Here is a 17,728-nt window from a genome sequence, read left to right on the forward strand (position 1 = left end):
ATGATGATTTGTAATTTGGTTAAAATGCTTGCACTTATCTCAAAGGAGGATTGAGATAAATATGTTACAAATGCAATAAAATAGGCAAGGTGGATAATATTACGTTTAAAAGAAACTGTATTTTCATTAACGGCTAAAGAAATCTTTTTCATCCTGCGTTTGCTGAATGCCATAAATATTTTCCCAAAATGGTGTTGTGTAATTTTTGCCTAATGATTGCAAAGTTTCGTACCAATGATATGTTTTTTTGTCTTTTGATTTTGGAATTTCTTTATTGGATATCTGTGTATTTGTTACAATAATTGCTTCATCTGCCTGATATTCAAAAGGCTTGAAAGACGTTAAAAACCGAGAAGTCTCATTTTTAATTTGGGTTACATATACTGAATTTAAAAGCAAGTTATCGTCCTTTTTTTCATACTTGAAAATTTCTTCATTGTTTATCCAATATTGTTTATTTGCTAAATTACTTGCAGCCGGTTTTCCTATCTGTGAAGGCAAAAGTTTTAATTGTATTTCCCTGATAAGAGAGTCTTTTTTATTAACAAACCAAGTCATTAAATTTTGCGTTCGCGATGTTTGTTTGCCAATCGGTTGAAATGATATTTTCAATAAACTGTCAGAACTATTGATTATACGAATACGATAATTTTTTGCTATATCCGGTTTTTTATCATTTATGAAAACATAGTATTTAAACAAGGCAGAATAAGAAAAATCCCTGTCTATATGTTCAAATACTTTTAGCTTGCCTACAACTTTTTCGTCTGTGCTGTCAATTTTTTTCAGGCTTCGCGATGCCGATAAATAGGTGTTGTTTTTATTAAGATTAAAATCCGTTTCTACAAGCGCATCGGAATAATATTTTATTTTCCCGCCGATTTTTATAAAGTCTTTGAAATAATAATTGTAGGTGCAATATGGCGGCAACGCTTGTTTTGTTTTAGCAATAATTCTCCTGACTAATTCATATTTATCTTCATTAGAAATAACTACATCCTGCAAATTGTGTGAAGATTGATTAATGAAAATAGTATCATTTTTTATCAATGATGAAGCAAGAATTTCCTTGGTATCATAACCGATATATTCAACAGAAAGCTTATCGTTGGAAGAAGTTGTATTTAATTCAAAATAGCCTTTTCCATTGGTAATAGTTGCTTTATTGGTCGAAATATTGCGAACTGTCGCGGCAACGAGTGTTTCGCCGTTTTTGTTGTAAACATAGCTGGAAATTTGTTGGGCGAAAATTTTGATACAAAAGAACGAGAAAATTGCCACAAATAAAGATTTCTTCATGTAAACTGGTTTTACCAAAATTATTCTCAAATGTAATAATTTGAGATAATAAAAAAACGCCGTCAATATTTTACTGACGACGTTTTCAAACATACATTTTACTAAAAAACTATCCTTTCAATTTCTTTTTCAAGCTCTTTGGAATTGCCTTTTTATTTACCAAAATAGATGTGGTTTTGTATTGAACATACGCTTTTGATACATACAAAAATCCTTTGTACTGATTGGTTTCGCCCCAGGAATTTTTTACGATGTAAAATTCTTTTCCGTCCTGGTCTTTTGCCAAACCTACGATGTGCATTCCGTGGTCGTCGGTTGTAGTTAAATTGTCCAATCCGGCTTGACGAACTTCGGGCGTAATAGTCATTTCATCTCTACTGCCGTTGAAGATGGCTGCTTTCTCGTCGCGGGTTAATCTTTTGCCTTCGAGCGACGATGCATTTGCCGGAACGAAAGCCACACCAAACGGTGCCCAATTGAAATATGGTTCAGATACATCGGCGCCCCACGCAACCGTATAGCCTTTTTTCAAAGCATTGTCAATGACATCTGTCAAATCGGTAGGCGTTACATTGTAATCGTATACAAATGCCCAATCGTCTGAACACTCCATCAATGCTTTTTTGTAATAAGGAGCGGTGGTTTCAGAGATAAACTCTTCATAATTATCAGGGTCAAGACCTACGACTTCCTTTGCAAAGGTTTGCGGTGTGTAAGACTTGCCTTCATAAGTAAATGTTTTTGGAACGGCGCCGAGACTGTCGTCCAGCACTTTTTGGAATTGGGCTTTCCATGCTGCCGGGTCAATAGCTCCGTGAGCCTTTGAAACAGAATCAATAATGCCTTTCAACAACTTTTGCATTCCATCAAAGTGGTTGATTTTTTTACCGTTTACCAAACCGGAATAATTGGCTTCGGGAATGGTGCCGTATTTTGCGTACATATTAATTACGTCATGCGGTTCGCCGCCGTCGCCCCAACCGATAGCGCCTTGAAAACGCACATACCTGTCAGCCTTGTCCGTATATTGATTGCGTGCAGTATAGATAGGCGAAAGGGGCAACGGCTTTTTGCCGGCTTTGATCATTTCTGATTCGAGAAATGAATTGGTGGAATAGCTCCAGCAAGTTCCCGATGAACCTTGGTTTTCAATCGGAGTTGTGGAAAGGTCAATTACATTGGTAAAGTGAAATCCTTGCTTAGTATTGTCGCCTGCAGTTTCGCTTGCTTTTTTAACTAAATTGTCTTGTGCATTCGCAACGCTTAAAATTGCCGTAAGCGCAAATGCAGAAAGAAAAATTTTCTTCATTTTTTATTTTTTGATTAAAACAGTTTAATGACAAGTCCAAAGATATGTGTTCGACTTTAATTTTTAGAACGAATTTGATAAACGGCAAATATTTATTTTGATTTTATGTGTTTGTTTAGCTCATCGAAGCTCAGGTCAAGGATTTTGTATTCGTTGTTGGGATTGTTAATGGAAAAATGCCACCATTCCGTTGAAAGCTGCGTGAAACCATATTTGTTCATTACGTCTTTCAGCAATTTTCGGTTGTGTAAAACATTGTCGGGAAGATTCATAAAATCGCTGTGTGCCGTATCGGTAAAATTGTCAAAACCTGTGGGCATCTGTAATGGTTTCCCGTCTTGTAAATTATATAAAGTAATGTCCACGGCAACGCCTTTGTTGTGCCCGCTTCCAAATTTAGGATCGGCGGCATAACGTGCATCCGGAACCACTTGCCACATTTTTTCAGTTATGGAATAAGGTCGGTAGCCATCGAATAATAAAATGCCAAAGCCTTGTGTTTTTAAGTCTTTCGCGGCTTGTGCCAATGCTTTTGCTGTTGCCAGCAGCGCGTAGGGCTTTGGATTTTTATACAAAATTGTGTGTGTGAAATTGTGTTTGGTTGCATACACAAAATCCGTTTTCAAATGCGGAACATAATCTGTAAGCAACACTAATTGCTCATTCGGATTGTTATCAATTGCTTTTTGATAAGTGTGAACATCATTGATAATCTCTAACCCGTATTTATTTTTTGTGTATGTTTGAGCGTTGAGCCGAACATTTGTGCCGCACGAAAAAACAAAAATCAATAACGGTAGAAAAACACTTTTTTTGTCCATGCCATAAAGATAAAAATTATTGATACAATGAATTGTAAACTTTTTTTATTGCTTGTTATATTGTTTTCTGTACAAATAGTTTTTGCACAGAAGAAGCCGACAAATGTAAAGATTATTCATACCGACAGCAGCAAGATTGTTTACGGCAGAGCATCGTTTTACAGCAAAAGCCTGGAAGGAACAAGAACGGCAATGGGCGGAAGATATCATCACGAAAAAATGACGGCGGCGAGTAATTTTTTCAAGCTTGGAACCTGGGTGCGCGTTACAAGAATAGCAACAGGAAAATCGGTAATTGTATATATTAATGACAGAACGCATCCGTCAATGGCGAAAAGAGGAAGAGTCGTCGATTTGTCAAGAGCCGCAGCCATTGCGTTAAAAATTATCAGCGCCGGTGTTGTAAAAGTGAAGGTGGAAAGTGTGGATGAAGGAACGGTGGAATAATCATTATCTTTTGTATTTTTGTTTAAATGTTTACAAATGATACACGAAAAAAACTTGAGAATATCATTAACGGAATTGTCATTAAAGAACAAAAAGATACTTGCACAACAATCAGAAATCTCTTATGCGCAAGCTTTGAAACAAGTAAAACTGTTAAAAGAGACTTCGAAAGTAAAGCCATCGATAAAGAAAAGTGTATAGCATATTCATAGGCTGAAACACTTGCTAATTTTCCCGCAAATAACCAATAACATCTTCATTTCCTTTAGCAACTCCTTATTTTTGCACGGACTTTAATAACGTACAAATGAAATCCATAGCAGTTTCTTTATTCATTTTATTAGCGGCTTCATGCCAAAATGCAAACAAGCAATCTTCGTCAAATACAGACAGTACAAGTGTTCCGGCGAACGACCCGGCTGCAATTAATTATAGCGTGATTAATATGTATCCGCACGATTCTTCGGCTTTTACCGAAGGTTTTTTTCTGAGAGACGGAAAAATTTACGAAAGTACAGGCTTGAAAGGACACAGCGAAATATTGATTTACGATTTGGCTTCCGGCAGGGTGGATAAGAAAATAGCAATCCCGTCGCAGTACTTCGGCGAAGGAATTAATATCATCAATAACCAATTGTTTCAACTAACGTGGACTTCGCACAAAGTATTTGTGTACGACTTGCCAAACCTGAATAAAGTGAAAGAACTCAATTGGCCTTACGAAGGCTGGGGCATGACGAACGATGGAAAAAATCTCATCATCAGTACCGGCAGCAGCAATTTGTATTATGTGAATCCTGCGGATTTCAGCATTGTGAAAACCGTGAACGTTACAGGACAATACGGACCTTTATCAAACATCAACGAGTTGGAATATGTTGATGGATTTATCTATGCCAATGTTTGGCAGACCGATAATATTGTGAAGATTAACCCGAACAGCGGAAAGGTTGTAGGACAGATGGATTTGACCAACATTCGCCAGAAAAACGGCGTGCCTGCAACCGGCGATGTATTAAACGGAATTGCGTATGATTCCACAAAAAATACGTTGTTGATTACAGGAAAAGACTGGACAAAGATTTTTGAGTTGAAGTTGAATTGACCATGGTTTTGGATGATTTATAGGATTATTAAGAATTGAGTAAAATAGGAAAACCTTTGCGCGTCATTGCGAGCGAGTGAGGAACGAACGACGAAGTAATCTTATTTCCTTTTATGGAATTTGAATAGAAACTGCATCTTATTATAAAACGCTTCAATGAAAAATCTGGTACTAATATGTTGTATTGGTTTGCTTGTCGTGAGTTGTAAGAAAAATAAAAAGCCTTTATTTGATATGTTTGAATTTAGTTTTGATGGTTATGGGACAAGTGCGTTTAGTTTAAAGTTTACTCAAAGTGATACCATTTTTATTAAAGAATATTTTTCGTATTATAATTATGATACTTCAAAAAATAATAAAACTTATTTCGCATTGCTGTCAAACAATCAAAGAAAAACTTTGGACAGTTTTATCAATAAAACAGATTTTCAAAAATTTGATTCTTCTTATGATGAACAATATACTGATGGAATAATGTACAGGTTTTATTTTCAAAAAGACAGTGTGCAAAAAATAATTAATGTTCGCAGCCATCATGTGCCGAAAGAATTAGATACTTTATACAAATGGATTTATTTTACAAAAGGCAGTTTGCCGTTGCATCAGATTGATTCAACAATAATTTTTCATCACACGGAAGGATTTGAACCTTTGTCCATTCCGATTGAATTAAAGAAATTTACTGTTCCAAAAGTTGTGAATTAAATCTTCATCTTTCCCAAAATCTTTTTTCCTTTGCGGTTTAACTGATTAAACGAATAATGCAAATCCCCTGTACAGACAGAGAGTTATTTATTTTTAAAAAGATTGCTGCGGTGGCGCAGGAAACGGCAACGCCTGCGTACATCATCGGCGGCTTTGTGCGCGATAAAATCCTTGGTAGAAACACCAAAGATGCGGACATTGTGTGCCTCGGCGACGGCATTGCATTTGCCGAAAAAATTGCGGAGCGTTTCAATCCCAAACCGAACGTAACCGTATTTAAAAATTTCGGTACGGCGCAAATAAAATTGCCCGATATTGAAATTGAAATCGTAGGCGCGCGCAAAGAAAGTTATCGCAGCGAAAGCCGCAAACCTACTGTGTTTGCGGGCAGTTTGCAAGACGACCAAAACCGAAGAGATTTTACCATTAATGCGCTTTCCATCAGCCTGAATAAAAATGATTTCGGCGAGTTGATTGACCCGTTCAACGGCATTCGTGATTTGCAATTAAAAATCATCCGCACGCCGCTTGAACCTGAAACTACTTTCAGCGACGACCCTTTGCGTATGTTGCGCGCCATTCGTTTTGCAACGCAATTGAATTTTACCATTGAAGAAAAAACCTTCAACGCGATTGTTGCGGAAAAAGAAAGAATCAACATTATTTCCAAAGAACGTATTGCCGATGAACTCAACAAAATCATGCTGTCGAAGAAGCCATCGATTGGTTGGGATTTGTTGTTCAAAAGCGGATTACTGCAAATTATTTTTCCGCAAATGGCGGCGCTTGCAGGTGCAGAAAATGTAGAAGGAGTGGGGCACAAAGATAATTTTTATCATACCATTCAGGTCATCGATAATATTTCGCAAAAGACACAAAACCTTTGGCTGCGCTGGGCAGCGTTGCTGCACGACATTGGCAAACCGCCGACAAAAAAATTTGAGAAAGGTCATGGCTGGACTTTTCACGGACATGAAATTGTGGGTGCGAAAATGACACCGAAAATATTTGCGCAGCTCAAATTGCCACTCAACGAAAAGATGAAATATGTGCAGAAGCTTGTAGCGTTGCATATGCGTCCTGCGTTTCTTTCCAAAGACGAAATTACGGACAGCGCCATTCGCCGTTTGTTGTTCGACGCCGGCGAAGATGCCGATGATTTAATGACGTTGTGCGAAGCCGACATTACGAGCAAAAATCCCAACAAGGTACGCCGTTATTTGCAGAATTTTGAACTTGTGCGTAAGCGAATGATTGAAGTGGAAGAAAGCGATAAGCTGCGCAACTGGCAACCGCCGATTTCAGGGCAATTGATTATGGAAACATTCAATCTGCAACCGAGTAAAGAAGTCGGTATTATCAAAGATTTTATCCGCGAAAGTATTTTGGACGGCATTATTCCGAATAATTATGAAGCAGCTTATCAACTCATGTTGCAAAAGGCAAACGAGTTGGGATTAAAGGCGGTTTCTGAATAAATTAATTACCTTGCTAAACGAATGAGTTGGTGCAAAAATGCAGCAACTGAAAATATTAGTTATTCAATAACTGCAAAGAATTCAAATAACGCATGAAGTTTGCGGTTCAACAATTATTAATTTTTAATTGCTAATTCTTAATTATAATGGCTATTCTTAAATTTCGTGTTTACCCCGAAGACGATTCAAGTGTTTACCGCGACATTGTGATTAAACACACGCAAAATTTTCATCAGTTGCACGAAACTATTTTATCGGCTTTCGGCTTTGATGCGAAGCACGAAGCAACTTTTTACAGAAGCAACGAAGCTTGGCAGCGCGGCAGGGAAATTTCTTTGAAAAAATATGATAAAACGTATCGCGCCGAACCTTTGTTGATGGCTGAAACGCCCGTCGGAAGTGAGATTCGGGATACTAATCAACATTTTATTTATGAATATGATTTTACAAAAAACTGGATTTTCTTTTTGGAACTGATTAATGTAACCAAAGAAGAAAGTTCAAAGATTGTTTATCCAAGTGTAAGCCGCACGGAAGGAATCGGACCGCAGCAGCATGGAACAAAAAGTGTGTTGGATAACCAGTTTATGGACGTGGAAGAGAAGTATGATTTGAACAAAGATTCCGATGGCTTTGGCGAAGAAGGCGATGAATCTTCCGATGAAAATAATGAAGAAGATGTTGTGGATGAAGATGAGTTTTGATATAAATTTATTATGAAAGTTAGTAATCGAAATTATAATGCGGCATCGTTAGACTATGAAATTATACCTAATGAAACTATAATCTATTTTTCAAAATCAAAATCAATTGTCGGCTTGGTTTTAAATGGTATTGTTTTGGTTGGCGGCGTTTTTTGTGTTCTTAAAAAAGAAAATGTTTTAATTGGACTTATTATTGTTTTAATTGGTGGATATTTTTGTTTTAAAAAATTAAGAGAATTATTTTTAAAGAAAGAACCACAGATAATTTTGAATAATGAAGGACTTCAAACAGCGACTACTTTATTTTACGAATGGTCGCAAATACAAAAAGAAGAAGTTGTGAGAGAAGGTGTTAAATATGTTCGTTCTTATCTGAATTATAATTTCCCAAATGGCAAAGAGCATTTTAATATAGATGACCTAAATACAACTACAAAAGAATTGAATGATTTATTAGTTGTATATTGGAAAAGAAGCCAAAATAAACATTAAATCTTTCGCTCTGGTTCGTGTCCTCACGAACCAATTTTATTTTGGTGCGTGCGACACGCACCAAGGCGTATAAAATCATTGAACATAAACGTTAAATCTTCCTTAGACGTCATTCTTCCACTCAATTTCTTCTACCTTTATCAAAAGAAATTTACGGTGCATACGATAGAACCATTTTTTAATTGGCGGCATTTATATACTTCGGAAGACGATGTGCGTTCGCCGTTTTTCGGGCGAGAATACAGCGAGTTCGAATTTTCACAGACGATATACAATTTTTATATTCATCCGCAATGGGACGAGTTTGGAAGCAAAACTTTGTACTGCAAAATTTTGTATGCCGATTATGAAATGCAGTTCGCCATCATTGAATTGATAGGAGAGTGGAACGATGCGATTGAAAACGATGTGATGACGCTAAAGTATGATTTGGCGGACATTTTGACGAATGAAGGCATTACGCATTTTATTTTTATCGGCGAGAATGTGTTGAATTTTCATTACGGCGGAAAGGATTATTACGAAGAATGGTACGAAGAAATTGCGGACGAAGATGGCTGGCTTGTGATGCTCGATTTGTCTGTAGCTGCGCAACAGGAATTTAAAAAATACAAGCTGCAATATTTTATAGAACTCATGGAAATTGAGGATTGGCGCGTGTACAAGCCGCATCATCTTTTTCAGAAGATTGATGATACGATTTCAAAACGATTGCAATAAAAGAAAATATGTAACTTTAAGATGAAAAAAAACGCTTGTATATGCAGGAACGATTGTTACAATTCATCTGGCAGTTTCAATATTTTAATACGAAAAATTTACAAACGACCAACGCTGAAAACCTTGTCATTCTTGATGTTGGGCAACTCAACAAGAATCAGGGAGCGGATTTTTTAGAAGCGAAAATAAAAGTAGGCAACACCATTCTCGCCGGAAATATTGAGCTGCACATTAAATCTTCCGATTGGTTTTTACACAAGCATGATGATGATAAAAATTATCAAAACATCATTCTCCACGTTGTTTGGGAAGATGATAAACAAATTCCAAATGCAAAATTTCCGACTTTGGAATTGCAATCTCTGGTTGCATCTTCGATGCTGAAAAATTACGAAATATTAATGAACTCAAGTATTTTCGTGCCATGCGAAAAATATTTGCCTGCGATTTCTTCACTTCAATGGACGGTTTGGAAAGACAGATTGTTGGTTGAAAGGTTGGAAAGAAAATCTTATGAAATAGAACAATTGTTGCAGCAAACAAAGCAGGATTGGAGCGAAGTTTTTTGGCGAATGCTCGCAAAAAGTTTCGGCTCAAAAACAAATGCAGATGTATTTTTTCAAATGGCGAGTTCTTTGCCGTTGAATATTTTAGCCAAGCATAAAAATCAACTCAATACGCTGGAAGCCTTGCTGTTTGGTCAATGCGGCTTGTTGGAAGATGATGTTGAAAATGATTATGCGAAGATGTTGCAAAGAGAATACCGGTATCTCGCAAAAAAATATTCGCTGAAACATATTGAAAAACAACCTGCGTTTTTACGAATGCGCCCGCAAAATTTTCCTACCATTCGATTGGCACAATTGGCTTCACTCATTCATCAATCCAATCATCTGTTTTCAAAAATGAAAGAAGCAGAAAGCTACAACTCTTTGAAATCAATGCTTTTGGTAAAAGCAAATGATTATTGGAATGAGCATTTTACTCTGAAAGATGAAAATCATAATTTAAAACCTAAACAATTAGGTAAATCAATGATTGATATTATTATCATCAACACAATTGTTTCACTTGTATTCATTTACGGAAAAATCAACAACCAAGATGTTTACAAAGACAAAGCCTTACGTTGGTTGTCGGAAATAAAATCGGAAGAAAACAATATTATTCAATCGTGGCGAAATGTAGGCGTAGCTTGTATTTCAGCATTTGATAGTCAGGCGTTACTGGAACTGAAAAATAATTATTGCAACGAAAAAAAATGTCTGGATTGTACAGTCGGCAACGGCATTTTAAAGAAATAAAAAATCCGAAAACTGATATTCGTTTTCGGATTTTTATAATCGAATGGTTTTGATTAAACACCTTGCTTGCGCACAAATATGGTTTTAATCATGATACTTTGCCCTTCAATTTTTCCCTCGATATAGCCTGTATCATTTGCATCAAGACGAATATTTTTTACTACAGTTCCCAAACGCGCATTCACGGTAGAGCCTTTTACATCCAGTGATTTTGTAAGTACAACAGTATCGCCGTTGTTCAAAACAGCGCCGTTGGCATCTCTGTGCAAATCAACGTTTGCATCGTTTTCATGGTCGCCGGTTGCTTTTGCCCAATCCAAAATTGCATCATCAAGATAGAGCATATCAAGATTGTCCGCAGCCCAGCTCTCGTTGCGCAATCTGTTCAGCATTCGCCACGCAACCACTTGAACGGCAGTCGTTTCGCTCCACATGGAAGTTGTAAGGCATTGCCAGTGATTGCTGTCAAGTTCTTCTTTCTTTTCGATTTGCGCAAGACATTTGTCACAGATATAAATTTCCCTGTCGGAAATATTATCGGCTGTCGGTGGAACATCATATATGTTCAAATTGCCTGTTGCTGCACACAGTTCGCAAGCGTTGTTGCTGCGTTCTTGTAATTGTGTAAGATTCATGTTTTTATTATTCAGGCTGCAAATGTGTGGTTATTTTTGGTTTGCGCAAAATGAGATTTTATGTAAACGAAAAATTATTCTTTCTGATCTCTTATTTTCTTATAAATTTTAATCGCACTCATCAAAATAATAATAAAGATGACAAGTCCGATCAATCCGTAAACCAAGCCAAGTGCGCTTTTCACGACAGCCAGGAAAACAATCGCAAATAAAAATATCGTTGCTACTTCGTTCCATACACGCAATTGTTGCGATGTATATTTGAAGATGCCTTTAACTTGTTGTTTGAAAATAATGTGCAGCGAAATGAAGTAGAGATATAGAAAAACAACAAAAATCAATTTGATGAAAAGCCATGCCGGTAAAGTAAAATCGTACTTTTCAAACCAAATTAATGGACCTAAAATCAATGTAATAATTGCAGAAGGAAATGTGATGCCATACCATAAGCGTTTCATCATTATGGTAAATTGTTCATGTAATATTTTTTGCGCGGCGTCCTCTTTTTCGTTGGCTTCGGTGTTGTAAATAAACAGCCGCGGCATATAAAACATTCCCGCAAACCACGTAACAATAAAGATGATATGTAAAGCGATTATGTAATTGTACATCGTGAACAAATTACGAATTTAACCATTAAGGTATGAAGAAAATTAAGCCTTAATGCGTCTTAATTTCTTAATGTTTTATTGAATTTCATTTATCAATTCCACCAAAGCATTAACCCAAAGTTCATTTGTATTCATGCAAGGAATATATTCATAGGATTCGCCGCCGCTCGCCAAAAAATCTTCCCTGCCGCGCATATCAATTTCTTCCAAAGTCTCTAAACAATCGCTCACAAACGACGGACAAACGACGACTAACTTTTTAATTCCTTCGTTTGGCATTTTGGGCAAACGCTCTTGTGTATTGGGTTGCAGCCAAGGGTCGCGTCCCAAGCGCGACTGATAGCTGATTTGCCATTGCGACTTTTTCAAGCCCAATTTTTCCGCAACCAATTTACTCGTTTGCATTACCTGATAACGATAACAAGTTGCCTGCGCTTCGGGATTTTCACAACAGTTTTCGGTTGATAATAAATCGTGCTTGCTATTTGTTTTGTCGGTTTTATAAATATGTCGTTCAGGTATGCCATGATAGCTGAACAAGAGTTGGTCAAAATCGTTTTGCAGATGCGGCCTCATATTTTCCGCCAAGGCATTGATATATGCAGGATGGTTGTAAAAAGGCGGAACAGTTTTTAGTTGGAAAGAATAATGATTTTTTGCATGAATTTCTTTCATGTATTCGACTGCCGTTTCGTAGCTGCTCATTGCATAATGCGGGTACAACGGAACTAAAATTACTTCTTCTAAATCAGGATTTTGTTGGAGCAAATTTTCATAAGCCGTTGTTGGAGCCGGATTGCCGTAACGCATCGCAACCTCAATGTTTTCGGGCATTTTGACTTGCAAGGCTTTTTGTAAATTCTTTGTAATGACTACTAAAGGCGAACCGTCTTTTGTCCAAATCTTTTGATACGCTTCTGCAGATTTTGCTGCACGAAACGGAACGATAATGCCGCGCACCAATAGTGTTCTCAACCAAAAAGGTTTGTCAATCACGCGCTCATCCATCAAAAATTCGGTAAGATATTTTTTTAAATCTTTTACACTTGTAGAATCGGGCGAACCTAAGTTCATTAAAATAATACCGCGCTTTGCCATCACAAATTTTTAAGTGGTGCAAAGGTAAAGCAATTCAAACTGTATTGTTGGGTTTAATGTGTCAGTGGTGTGTCAATTGTCGTTATAGCCGTGTTCCAGTCTCGATTCTTTTTTATAGAAATCGTTTTCAGTTCCATACTCTGAATTATCTTTCTCTTTAAAATAAAGGTAAAGTGTACACTCGGTAATTTCTATATTCTCATACCTTATCCATTCCCTCATATTCTCAAGTGTAATGGGAAAGCGTTGTATTTTCTCTATTAGGTGTGTAAGCAAGTTAAACATTACAGTGTTGATTGATAGGTAAGTAAAACCATTTATTGTTCAGAATACCGTGAAAATATAGACAGAACAAATATATAGATAAATTCAGAAATAACCATATAGGGTTATAATGATGTTTTGCATATATGTGAAATTGGCTTTAATGAACAAAACCCTATTCAATAAGCACTTGGGATTTTTTATAAAATCTAAAAGACAACAACTGCAAATGTCTCAATCAGACTTAGCTGCCAAACTTGAAAATAACTTTCAAAATATTTCCCGATTGGAAAGAGGCGAGATATCGCCGACATTGTTTTGGCTTTTTAAACTTGCCGAAGCCTTTGAAGAAGAGCCAAGTGAATTGATTGCAGAATTTGAGAAATATGTTGCAAAGCAGAAAGGTTAAACTTTGTATCTTTCCGTCATGGAATTTTTAACCCAGGAAAATACAACATTTGCTTTGGCTGCGGCTTTTGTCAATCACACCAACCGTCATCTATTTTTGACGGGGAAAGCAGGTACGGGTAAAACCACCTTCTTAAAATACATTAAAGAACATTGTAACAAAAAGCTCGCAGTTGCAGCACCTACGGGCGTTGCTGCCATTAATGCGGGCGGCGTTACTATTCATTCTTTGTTTCAATTGCCATTTGGAACTTACGTGCCGACCTTACAAAATGTATATCCTTCGCAAGAAAATCAAAATGTGTACAACAAACAACAATTACTTTCCAAGCTAAGAATCCGTTACACAAAACAGCAGTTGTTGAGGGAACTTGAACTGTTGATAATCGATGAAGTCTCTATGGTGCGCAGCGACACGCTGGATGCGATTGATGAAGTGCTACGCCATGTTCGACAAAGACCGAGAATTCCTTTCGGCGGTGTGCAAATGCTGTATATCGGCGATTTGTTCCAGTTGCCGCCTGTGGTACAAAATCATGAAACAAAATTACTGGGCGAATATTATCAAAGCTCTTTTTTCTTTGATGCGCTTGCGTTGAAAACCGTGCCGCCGCTGTATTTGGAACTGAAAAAAGTTTATCGCCAAAGCAACGAGCAGTTTATACAATTGCTCAATCGCGTAAGAAATAATGAAGTGAATGACGAAGATTTGCAACAGATAAATTCATTTTACAACCCGCAATTTTATCCCGATAAAGAAGAAAATTATATCACGCTTACGTCGCACAATGCGATTGCAGACCGCATCAATCAACAAGCGTTGAAAGACTTGCCCGGTAAGCTGCATTCCTTTGAAGCTGTGGTAGAGCGCGACTTTCCGGAACGAATGTTCCCGATGGAAAAAACTTTGTATTTGAAAGAAGGCGCGCAAATTATGTTCATCAAGAATGATAAAGGCGAAGACAGAAAATTTTATAACGGAAAGATTGGTATTGTTGATTCTATCAAAGACAAAGAAATAAAAATCCGGTTTAAAGATGAAGATGAATTGCTTGAACTGAAACCCGAAAAATGGCAACACATTCAATACAATTACAATAATGATACCGATAAAATAGATGAAGACGAATTGGGAACTTTTTCGCAATATCCCGTGCGTTTGGCTTGGGCAATTACGATTCATAAAAGTCAGGGTTTAACCTTTGACAAAGCTGTAATTGACGCGGGTGCTTCCTTTGCGGCGGGACAAGTGTATGTCGCACTCAGCCGTTTGCGCAGTCTGGATGGATTGGTATTGCGCTCAAAAATTTTTCCTTCGGCGATTCATACCAATCAGTCTGTTTTGAATTTTTCTTCTCGGCAAACAGAAGAAGACGCCTTGCAGGATGAGTTGATTGGTGCACAAAAAGAGTTCGTTCATCAATCCATAATCAAAGTATTTGAATGGGAAAAATTGTGCGTGTTGTTGAAAGATTATATTGAAGATAATGAAAGTGATTTGTTTCACGATGAGGCGGATTTTGTAACGCAGTTGAAATCGGCTTATACAAAAATTGTTCAGCAAAAAACGACGGCAGAGAAATTTGTAAGACAGTTGGATAATCTGCTGCAAACCGCAGAAACAGAAGGTTACGAACAACTACATTCGCGTGCAAAATCGGCTTGCGAATGGTTTGGCGAAGTGTTGGCGAAAGAAATTATTCAGCCTTTAAATACACAATTGGAAGTATTAAAAAACAGAAAACGTACCAAAAAATTACAAACGCAATTACTTAATTTAATCATTCCTTTTGAAAGAAGAAAACAGGAATTACAGCAATCTGTAACGCTTACGGAAACTATGTGCAAATCTTCCAACGTTTCGGATTGGCTGCAATCTTTGCAAACAAAAAATGAAATGGTTCAATACATTCTCGAAGAGAAAAAATTATCTGTAGCCAAAGTGCCGAAAGGCATGACCAAGCAAATCAGTTTGGAAATGTATCTCGCGGGAAAAAGCATCGAGGAGATTGCGCAGGAACGAAATCTCGTGAGAGGCACGGTTGAAGGACATTTGATGGAATTTGTCCCAACGGGGGAAGTGGATATTTCTGTTTTTGTTACAGAAAATGAATTGAAAGAATTAGAAAAATTTATGAAGGAAAAGCCTGAATTGTCTTCATCTCAAATATTTTCATCATTCAACGAGAAATATAGTTATACGCAAATAAGAGCCGTAAGGTTGCGGTTACAGAGCGGGGGTGAAGAAGAAAAAATATAGCCGCTTTGGAGTAAAGCGGCTGTATTAATTGTATAATTACAATTGCCTCATTTATTTTTTTAAGTACCCATAATATTCTTCATCTGTCGCACAATCCCACCAAACAGGCATACTCCAAATATTCGGGTCTGCGGCATGTGGGTTTAAAGCAAGTGTGTTTATAGAGTTGTAATTTAATTCGTAGGTTGGTGGCAACTCCCAACGACGCATCCAATACCTTGGGTCTGTTTTGGTAGTGCCTGTTAATTGAGCTGTACCTGAAAACAACGGACCTCTGTCAAAACCTGGATAGATAACTCCAAAGCTACCTATATCCCCGGCACTAAAGTCAAATCGACGCATATCGTTCCAATTTTCAATACTGCAGCCCATAGCTATATATTTTTGAAGCATAATGTCTGACATTGTCAAACTACCTGCACTTTGTGCAACTGCATTGCTTGACAAATAATTATTAATATCAACTTGGTCCATTGGTGACATATCCGGATTGGGAGTTTGGGCAGTTGCATGTAAGCCATAAGTTCCATCCCATTCTGTTAGTTTGGCTTGCATCATATCCATGTCGGCTTTGATACCTTCTTTATACGCTATAAAAGCATCGCCGTTATTCCCCTTTCTCATATCAACTTCGGCTTTGATAAAGCACATTTCATGGTATGTCAAAATCTCTTGGTCTGAAACAGGACGAACCTGATATGAACCTGTAGATGTAACTGCGCCTGCTGTCCCTGCTGCCGTTGAAGAATAATAGAAAAGGTCTGTTGCGCTTAATCCACCTGTTGCAAGAGCCTTACTGCATAGATTTACATAAACAGTATCTCCTGCGTATTGATAATTGTTACTTGCTACATATTTGGCTCCCGCCGGATAAGTTACCCTTACATAATTACCGCTATCTGCATAGTCTTTCCCTTCAACTTTTCCAGCAGCTGCTAAAGTTGCAACAAAATTAGCGTGGTCGGTCGCATTGGTAATTTGGTATATTTCATTTACCGGAGCAGTGGCAAAGCTTTCTAATGCAATAGTGTTACCTCCTTTTACCAATCGGGTAGAAGGTCCATAAGAATCTACCCCAATTGAACGAAGCCATGTATAGGAGCTTACTTTCCCATTGCCATCAAGTTTTATATTAGACATGGTGGCAGGTACAATTTTACTCATTCTTGGGTCAACTACTCCTGAGCCTCGCATATTCGTCAATAGATTATAATAGTATTGAGAAATACGCTGGGTAGTTCCATATGCTGCATAATCAAAGTTGCCATTTGTAACCACCGGGTCGCCTTCTAAATAATCCGTTACAGTACTGTTGTTATAGCATGGACCTACGACATTGTCAGCAATAGATTGAGGCCCTTTGGACAAGAAATATAAAACAGAATCTGCATTAAACAAATCTGACTTCTTCGATAGTTTAAGCATGTAACGAGCTTTTAAACCATAGCAAAATTTTATCCATTTACTGACATCGCCACCGTTCCACATATCGCCAAGCGAAAGTGCCGGAGCGCCGGCTTCTTGTGTTTTACTAAATAAGTTAATAGCTTCATCCAATTTTGACATACATCCATTAAAAATAGTTTTGCCATCATCAGGTTTTGGGCTTGGGTTGCCGGTTCCTGCTTCTGTGTAAGGCATTTCGCCATATAAATCCAACATTTCCATATAACCTAATGCAGAGAATACATCTGCAGCAGCCATATAATAGTAGGCGCCTTGCTTCTGAGCAGAATTATATAAATCGACAACATCAGAAGATACTTCTACAAACCATGTTTGGTAAGAAGTGGTTGAAATAGCACTTGAGCATTGCCATGTTGTGGTAAACGAATTTGGAGTAGCAGAACTACTGTAATACACTCCTGCATAACAAGCCGTACGATAATTAGTAACTCCCGCTGTGTATTGATAAAACTTTTGAATCCAAGGCAAACGGTTCTGAATTAATACACTTTGATTATTTGGATTGTCCGGATCTGTATTAACATCCAGCCACTTCTTACACGAAGCGATACCTAATACAAGAACACAGCTCAATAAAACATATTTAAAATTTTTCATAATT

Annotated in this window: 17 protein-coding genes; 10 read left to right on the top strand and 7 right to left on the bottom strand. The window is 37.4% G+C overall.

Annotated features, from left to right (window positions below):
• Positions 1-126: 126 nt before the first annotated feature.
• The 3 genes from A9P82_RS00885 to A9P82_RS00895 all read right to left on the bottom strand — a co-directional run bounded on the left by A9P82_RS00885 (position 127) and on the right by A9P82_RS00895 (position 3,429).
• On the bottom strand, positions 127-1,299 hold the full coding sequence (locus tag A9P82_RS00885; RefSeq protein WP_197492200.1) for a carboxypeptidase-like regulatory domain-containing protein: 1,173 nt from the start codon (positions 1,297-1,299) through the stop codon (positions 127-129).
• Between the two features lie 109 nt (positions 1,300-1,408).
• The gene (locus A9P82_RS00890; RefSeq protein ID WP_066203088.1) at positions 1,409-2,608 is read right to left on the bottom strand and encodes a C1 family peptidase; all 1,200 of its coding nucleotides are present in this window, start codon (positions 2,606-2,608) and stop codon (positions 1,409-1,411) included.
• A gap of 92 nt (positions 2,609-2,700) precedes the next feature.
• Positions 2,701-3,429 carry a M15 family metallopeptidase gene (locus tag A9P82_RS00895; protein WP_066203091.1) on the bottom strand — a complete coding sequence of 243 codons (729 nt, stop codon included), beginning with the start codon at positions 3,427-3,429 and terminating at the stop codon, positions 2,701-2,703.
• 27 nt (positions 3,430-3,456) lie between these two features.
• Here A9P82_RS00895 and A9P82_RS00900 point away from each other — a divergent pair, with 27 nt between their 5' ends.
• The 8 genes from A9P82_RS00900 (at position 3,457) to A9P82_RS00940 (ending at position 10,384) form a co-directional block, all read left to right on the top strand.
• Positions 3,457-3,876 (top strand): septal ring lytic transglycosylase RlpA family protein, encoded by a 420-nt coding sequence (locus tag A9P82_RS00900; protein ID WP_066203093.1) that lies wholly within the window; start codon positions 3,457-3,459, stop codon positions 3,874-3,876.
• 307 nt (positions 3,877-4,183) lie between these two features.
• Positions 4,184-4,981: a glutaminyl-peptide cyclotransferase gene (locus tag A9P82_RS00910; RefSeq protein ID WP_066203101.1), complete on the top strand. Its 798-nt coding sequence runs from the start codon at positions 4,184-4,186 to the stop codon at positions 4,979-4,981.
• A gap of 156 nt (positions 4,982-5,137) precedes the next feature.
• Positions 5,138-5,686 carry a hypothetical protein gene (locus A9P82_RS00915; RefSeq protein WP_156522572.1) on the top strand — a complete coding sequence of 183 codons (549 nt, stop codon included), beginning with the start codon at positions 5,138-5,140 and terminating at the stop codon, positions 5,684-5,686.
• Between the two features lie 56 nt (positions 5,687-5,742).
• Entirely contained in the window at positions 5,743-7,164 is a 1,422-nt protein-coding gene (locus A9P82_RS00920; RefSeq protein ID WP_066203109.1) for a CCA tRNA nucleotidyltransferase, read from the top strand.
• Positions 7,165-7,310: 146 nt separating this feature from the next.
• Positions 7,311-7,868 (top strand): IS1096 element passenger TnpR family protein, encoded by a 558-nt coding sequence (locus tag A9P82_RS00925; RefSeq protein WP_066203114.1) that lies wholly within the window; start codon positions 7,311-7,313, stop codon positions 7,866-7,868.
• A gap of 12 nt (positions 7,869-7,880) precedes the next feature.
• Positions 7,881-8,360, top strand: coding sequence for a hypothetical protein (locus A9P82_RS00930; protein ID WP_066203117.1), 480 nt, complete (start codon positions 7,881-7,883; stop codon positions 8,358-8,360).
• 78 nt (positions 8,361-8,438) lie between these two features.
• Positions 8,439-9,080 (top strand): hypothetical protein, encoded by a 642-nt coding sequence (locus A9P82_RS00935; RefSeq protein WP_231891181.1) that lies wholly within the window; start codon positions 8,439-8,441, stop codon positions 9,078-9,080.
• Between the two features lie 41 nt (positions 9,081-9,121).
• On the top strand, positions 9,122-10,384 hold the full coding sequence (locus A9P82_RS00940) for a DUF2851 family protein (protein WP_066203124.1): 1,263 nt from the start codon (positions 9,122-9,124) through the stop codon (positions 10,382-10,384).
• 53 nt (positions 10,385-10,437) lie between these two features.
• On the opposite strand, the gene A9P82_RS00945 is transcribed toward A9P82_RS00940, so the two are convergent.
• The 3 genes from A9P82_RS00945 to hemH all read right to left on the bottom strand — a co-directional run bounded on the left by A9P82_RS00945 (position 10,438) and on the right by hemH (position 12,728).
• Complete coding sequence (locus tag A9P82_RS00945) at positions 10,438-11,019, bottom strand: PhnA domain-containing protein (RefSeq protein WP_066203126.1); 582 nt, start codon at positions 11,017-11,019, stop codon at positions 10,438-10,440.
• Between the two features lie 74 nt (positions 11,020-11,093).
• Entirely contained in the window at positions 11,094-11,630 is a 537-nt protein-coding gene (locus A9P82_RS00950) for a CopD family protein (RefSeq protein WP_066203127.1), read from the bottom strand.
• Positions 11,631-11,705: 75 nt separating this feature from the next.
• Positions 11,706-12,728 carry a ferrochelatase gene (gene hemH, locus A9P82_RS00955; RefSeq protein ID WP_066203131.1) on the bottom strand — a complete coding sequence of 341 codons (1,023 nt, stop codon included), beginning with the start codon at positions 12,726-12,728 and terminating at the stop codon, positions 11,706-11,708.
• 427 nt (positions 12,729-13,155) lie between these two features.
• On the opposite strand from hemH, the gene A9P82_RS00965 reads away from it, so the two are divergent.
• Both A9P82_RS00965 and A9P82_RS00970 read left to right on the top strand, forming a co-directional pair.
• Positions 13,156-13,401 carry a helix-turn-helix domain-containing protein gene (locus A9P82_RS00965; RefSeq protein WP_066203136.1) on the top strand — a complete coding sequence of 82 codons (246 nt, stop codon included), beginning with the start codon at positions 13,156-13,158 and terminating at the stop codon, positions 13,399-13,401.
• A gap of 18 nt (positions 13,402-13,419) precedes the next feature.
• Positions 13,420-15,660 carry a helix-turn-helix domain-containing protein gene (locus A9P82_RS00970; RefSeq protein ID WP_066203139.1) on the top strand — a complete coding sequence of 747 codons (2,241 nt, stop codon included), beginning with the start codon at positions 13,420-13,422 and terminating at the stop codon, positions 15,658-15,660.
• Positions 15,661-15,711: 51 nt separating this feature from the next.
• On the opposite strand, the gene A9P82_RS00975 is transcribed toward A9P82_RS00970, so the two are convergent.
• Positions 15,712-17,724 (bottom strand): SusD/RagB family nutrient-binding outer membrane lipoprotein, encoded by a 2,013-nt coding sequence (locus A9P82_RS00975; protein ID WP_066203142.1) that lies wholly within the window; start codon positions 17,722-17,724, stop codon positions 15,712-15,714.
• Positions 17,725-17,728 lie beyond the last annotated feature (4 nt).

The sequence above is a fragment of the Arachidicoccus sp. BS20 genome (assembly GCF_001659705.1).
Classification (GTDB): domain Bacteria; phylum Bacteroidota; class Bacteroidia; order Chitinophagales; family Chitinophagaceae; genus Arachidicoccus.

Excerpts from the sequence above, each read along its gene's own strand:
- A9P82_RS00915 (WP_156522572.1), top strand. The coding sequence starts at position 5,138 with ATGAAAAATCTGGTACTAATATGTTGTATTGGTTTGCTTGTCGTGAGT.
- A9P82_RS00930 (WP_066203117.1), top strand. The coding sequence starts at position 7,881 with ATGAAAGTTAGTAATCGAAATTATAATGCGGCATCGTTAGACTATGAA.
- hemH (WP_066203131.1), bottom strand. The coding sequence starts at position 12,728 with ATGGCAAAGCGCGGTATTATTTTAATGAACTTAGGTTCGCCCGATTCT.
- A9P82_RS00965 (WP_066203136.1), top strand. The coding sequence starts at position 13,156 with ATGAACAAAACCCTATTCAATAAGCACTTGGGATTTTTTATAAAATCT.
- A9P82_RS00900 (WP_066203093.1), top strand. The coding sequence starts at position 3,457 with ATGAATTGTAAACTTTTTTTATTGCTTGTTATATTGTTTTCTGTACAA.
- A9P82_RS00945 (WP_066203126.1), bottom strand. The coding sequence starts at position 11,019 with ATGAATCTTACACAATTACAAGAACGCAGCAACAACGCTTGCGAACTG.
- A9P82_RS00950 (WP_066203127.1), bottom strand. The coding sequence starts at position 11,630 with ATGTACAATTACATAATCGCTTTACATATCATCTTTATTGTTACGTGG.
- A9P82_RS00970 (WP_066203139.1), top strand. The coding sequence starts at position 13,420 with ATGGAATTTTTAACCCAGGAAAATACAACATTTGCTTTGGCTGCGGCT.
- A9P82_RS00890 (WP_066203088.1), bottom strand. The coding sequence starts at position 2,608 with ATGAAGAAAATTTTTCTTTCTGCATTTGCGCTTACGGCAATTTTAAGC.
- A9P82_RS00910 (WP_066203101.1), top strand. The coding sequence starts at position 4,184 with ATGAAATCCATAGCAGTTTCTTTATTCATTTTATTAGCGGCTTCATGC.
- A9P82_RS00940 (WP_066203124.1), top strand. The coding sequence starts at position 9,122 with ATGCAGGAACGATTGTTACAATTCATCTGGCAGTTTCAATATTTTAAT.
- A9P82_RS00975 (WP_066203142.1), bottom strand. The coding sequence starts at position 17,724 with ATGAAAAATTTTAAATATGTTTTATTGAGCTGTGTTCTTGTATTAGGT.
- A9P82_RS00895 (WP_066203091.1), bottom strand. The coding sequence starts at position 3,429 with ATGGACAAAAAAAGTGTTTTTCTACCGTTATTGATTTTTGTTTTTTCG.
- A9P82_RS00885 (WP_197492200.1), bottom strand. The coding sequence starts at position 1,299 with ATGAAGAAATCTTTATTTGTGGCAATTTTCTCGTTCTTTTGTATCAAA.
- A9P82_RS00925 (WP_066203114.1), top strand. The coding sequence starts at position 7,311 with ATGGCTATTCTTAAATTTCGTGTTTACCCCGAAGACGATTCAAGTGTT.
- A9P82_RS00920 (WP_066203109.1), top strand. The coding sequence starts at position 5,743 with ATGCAAATCCCCTGTACAGACAGAGAGTTATTTATTTTTAAAAAGATT.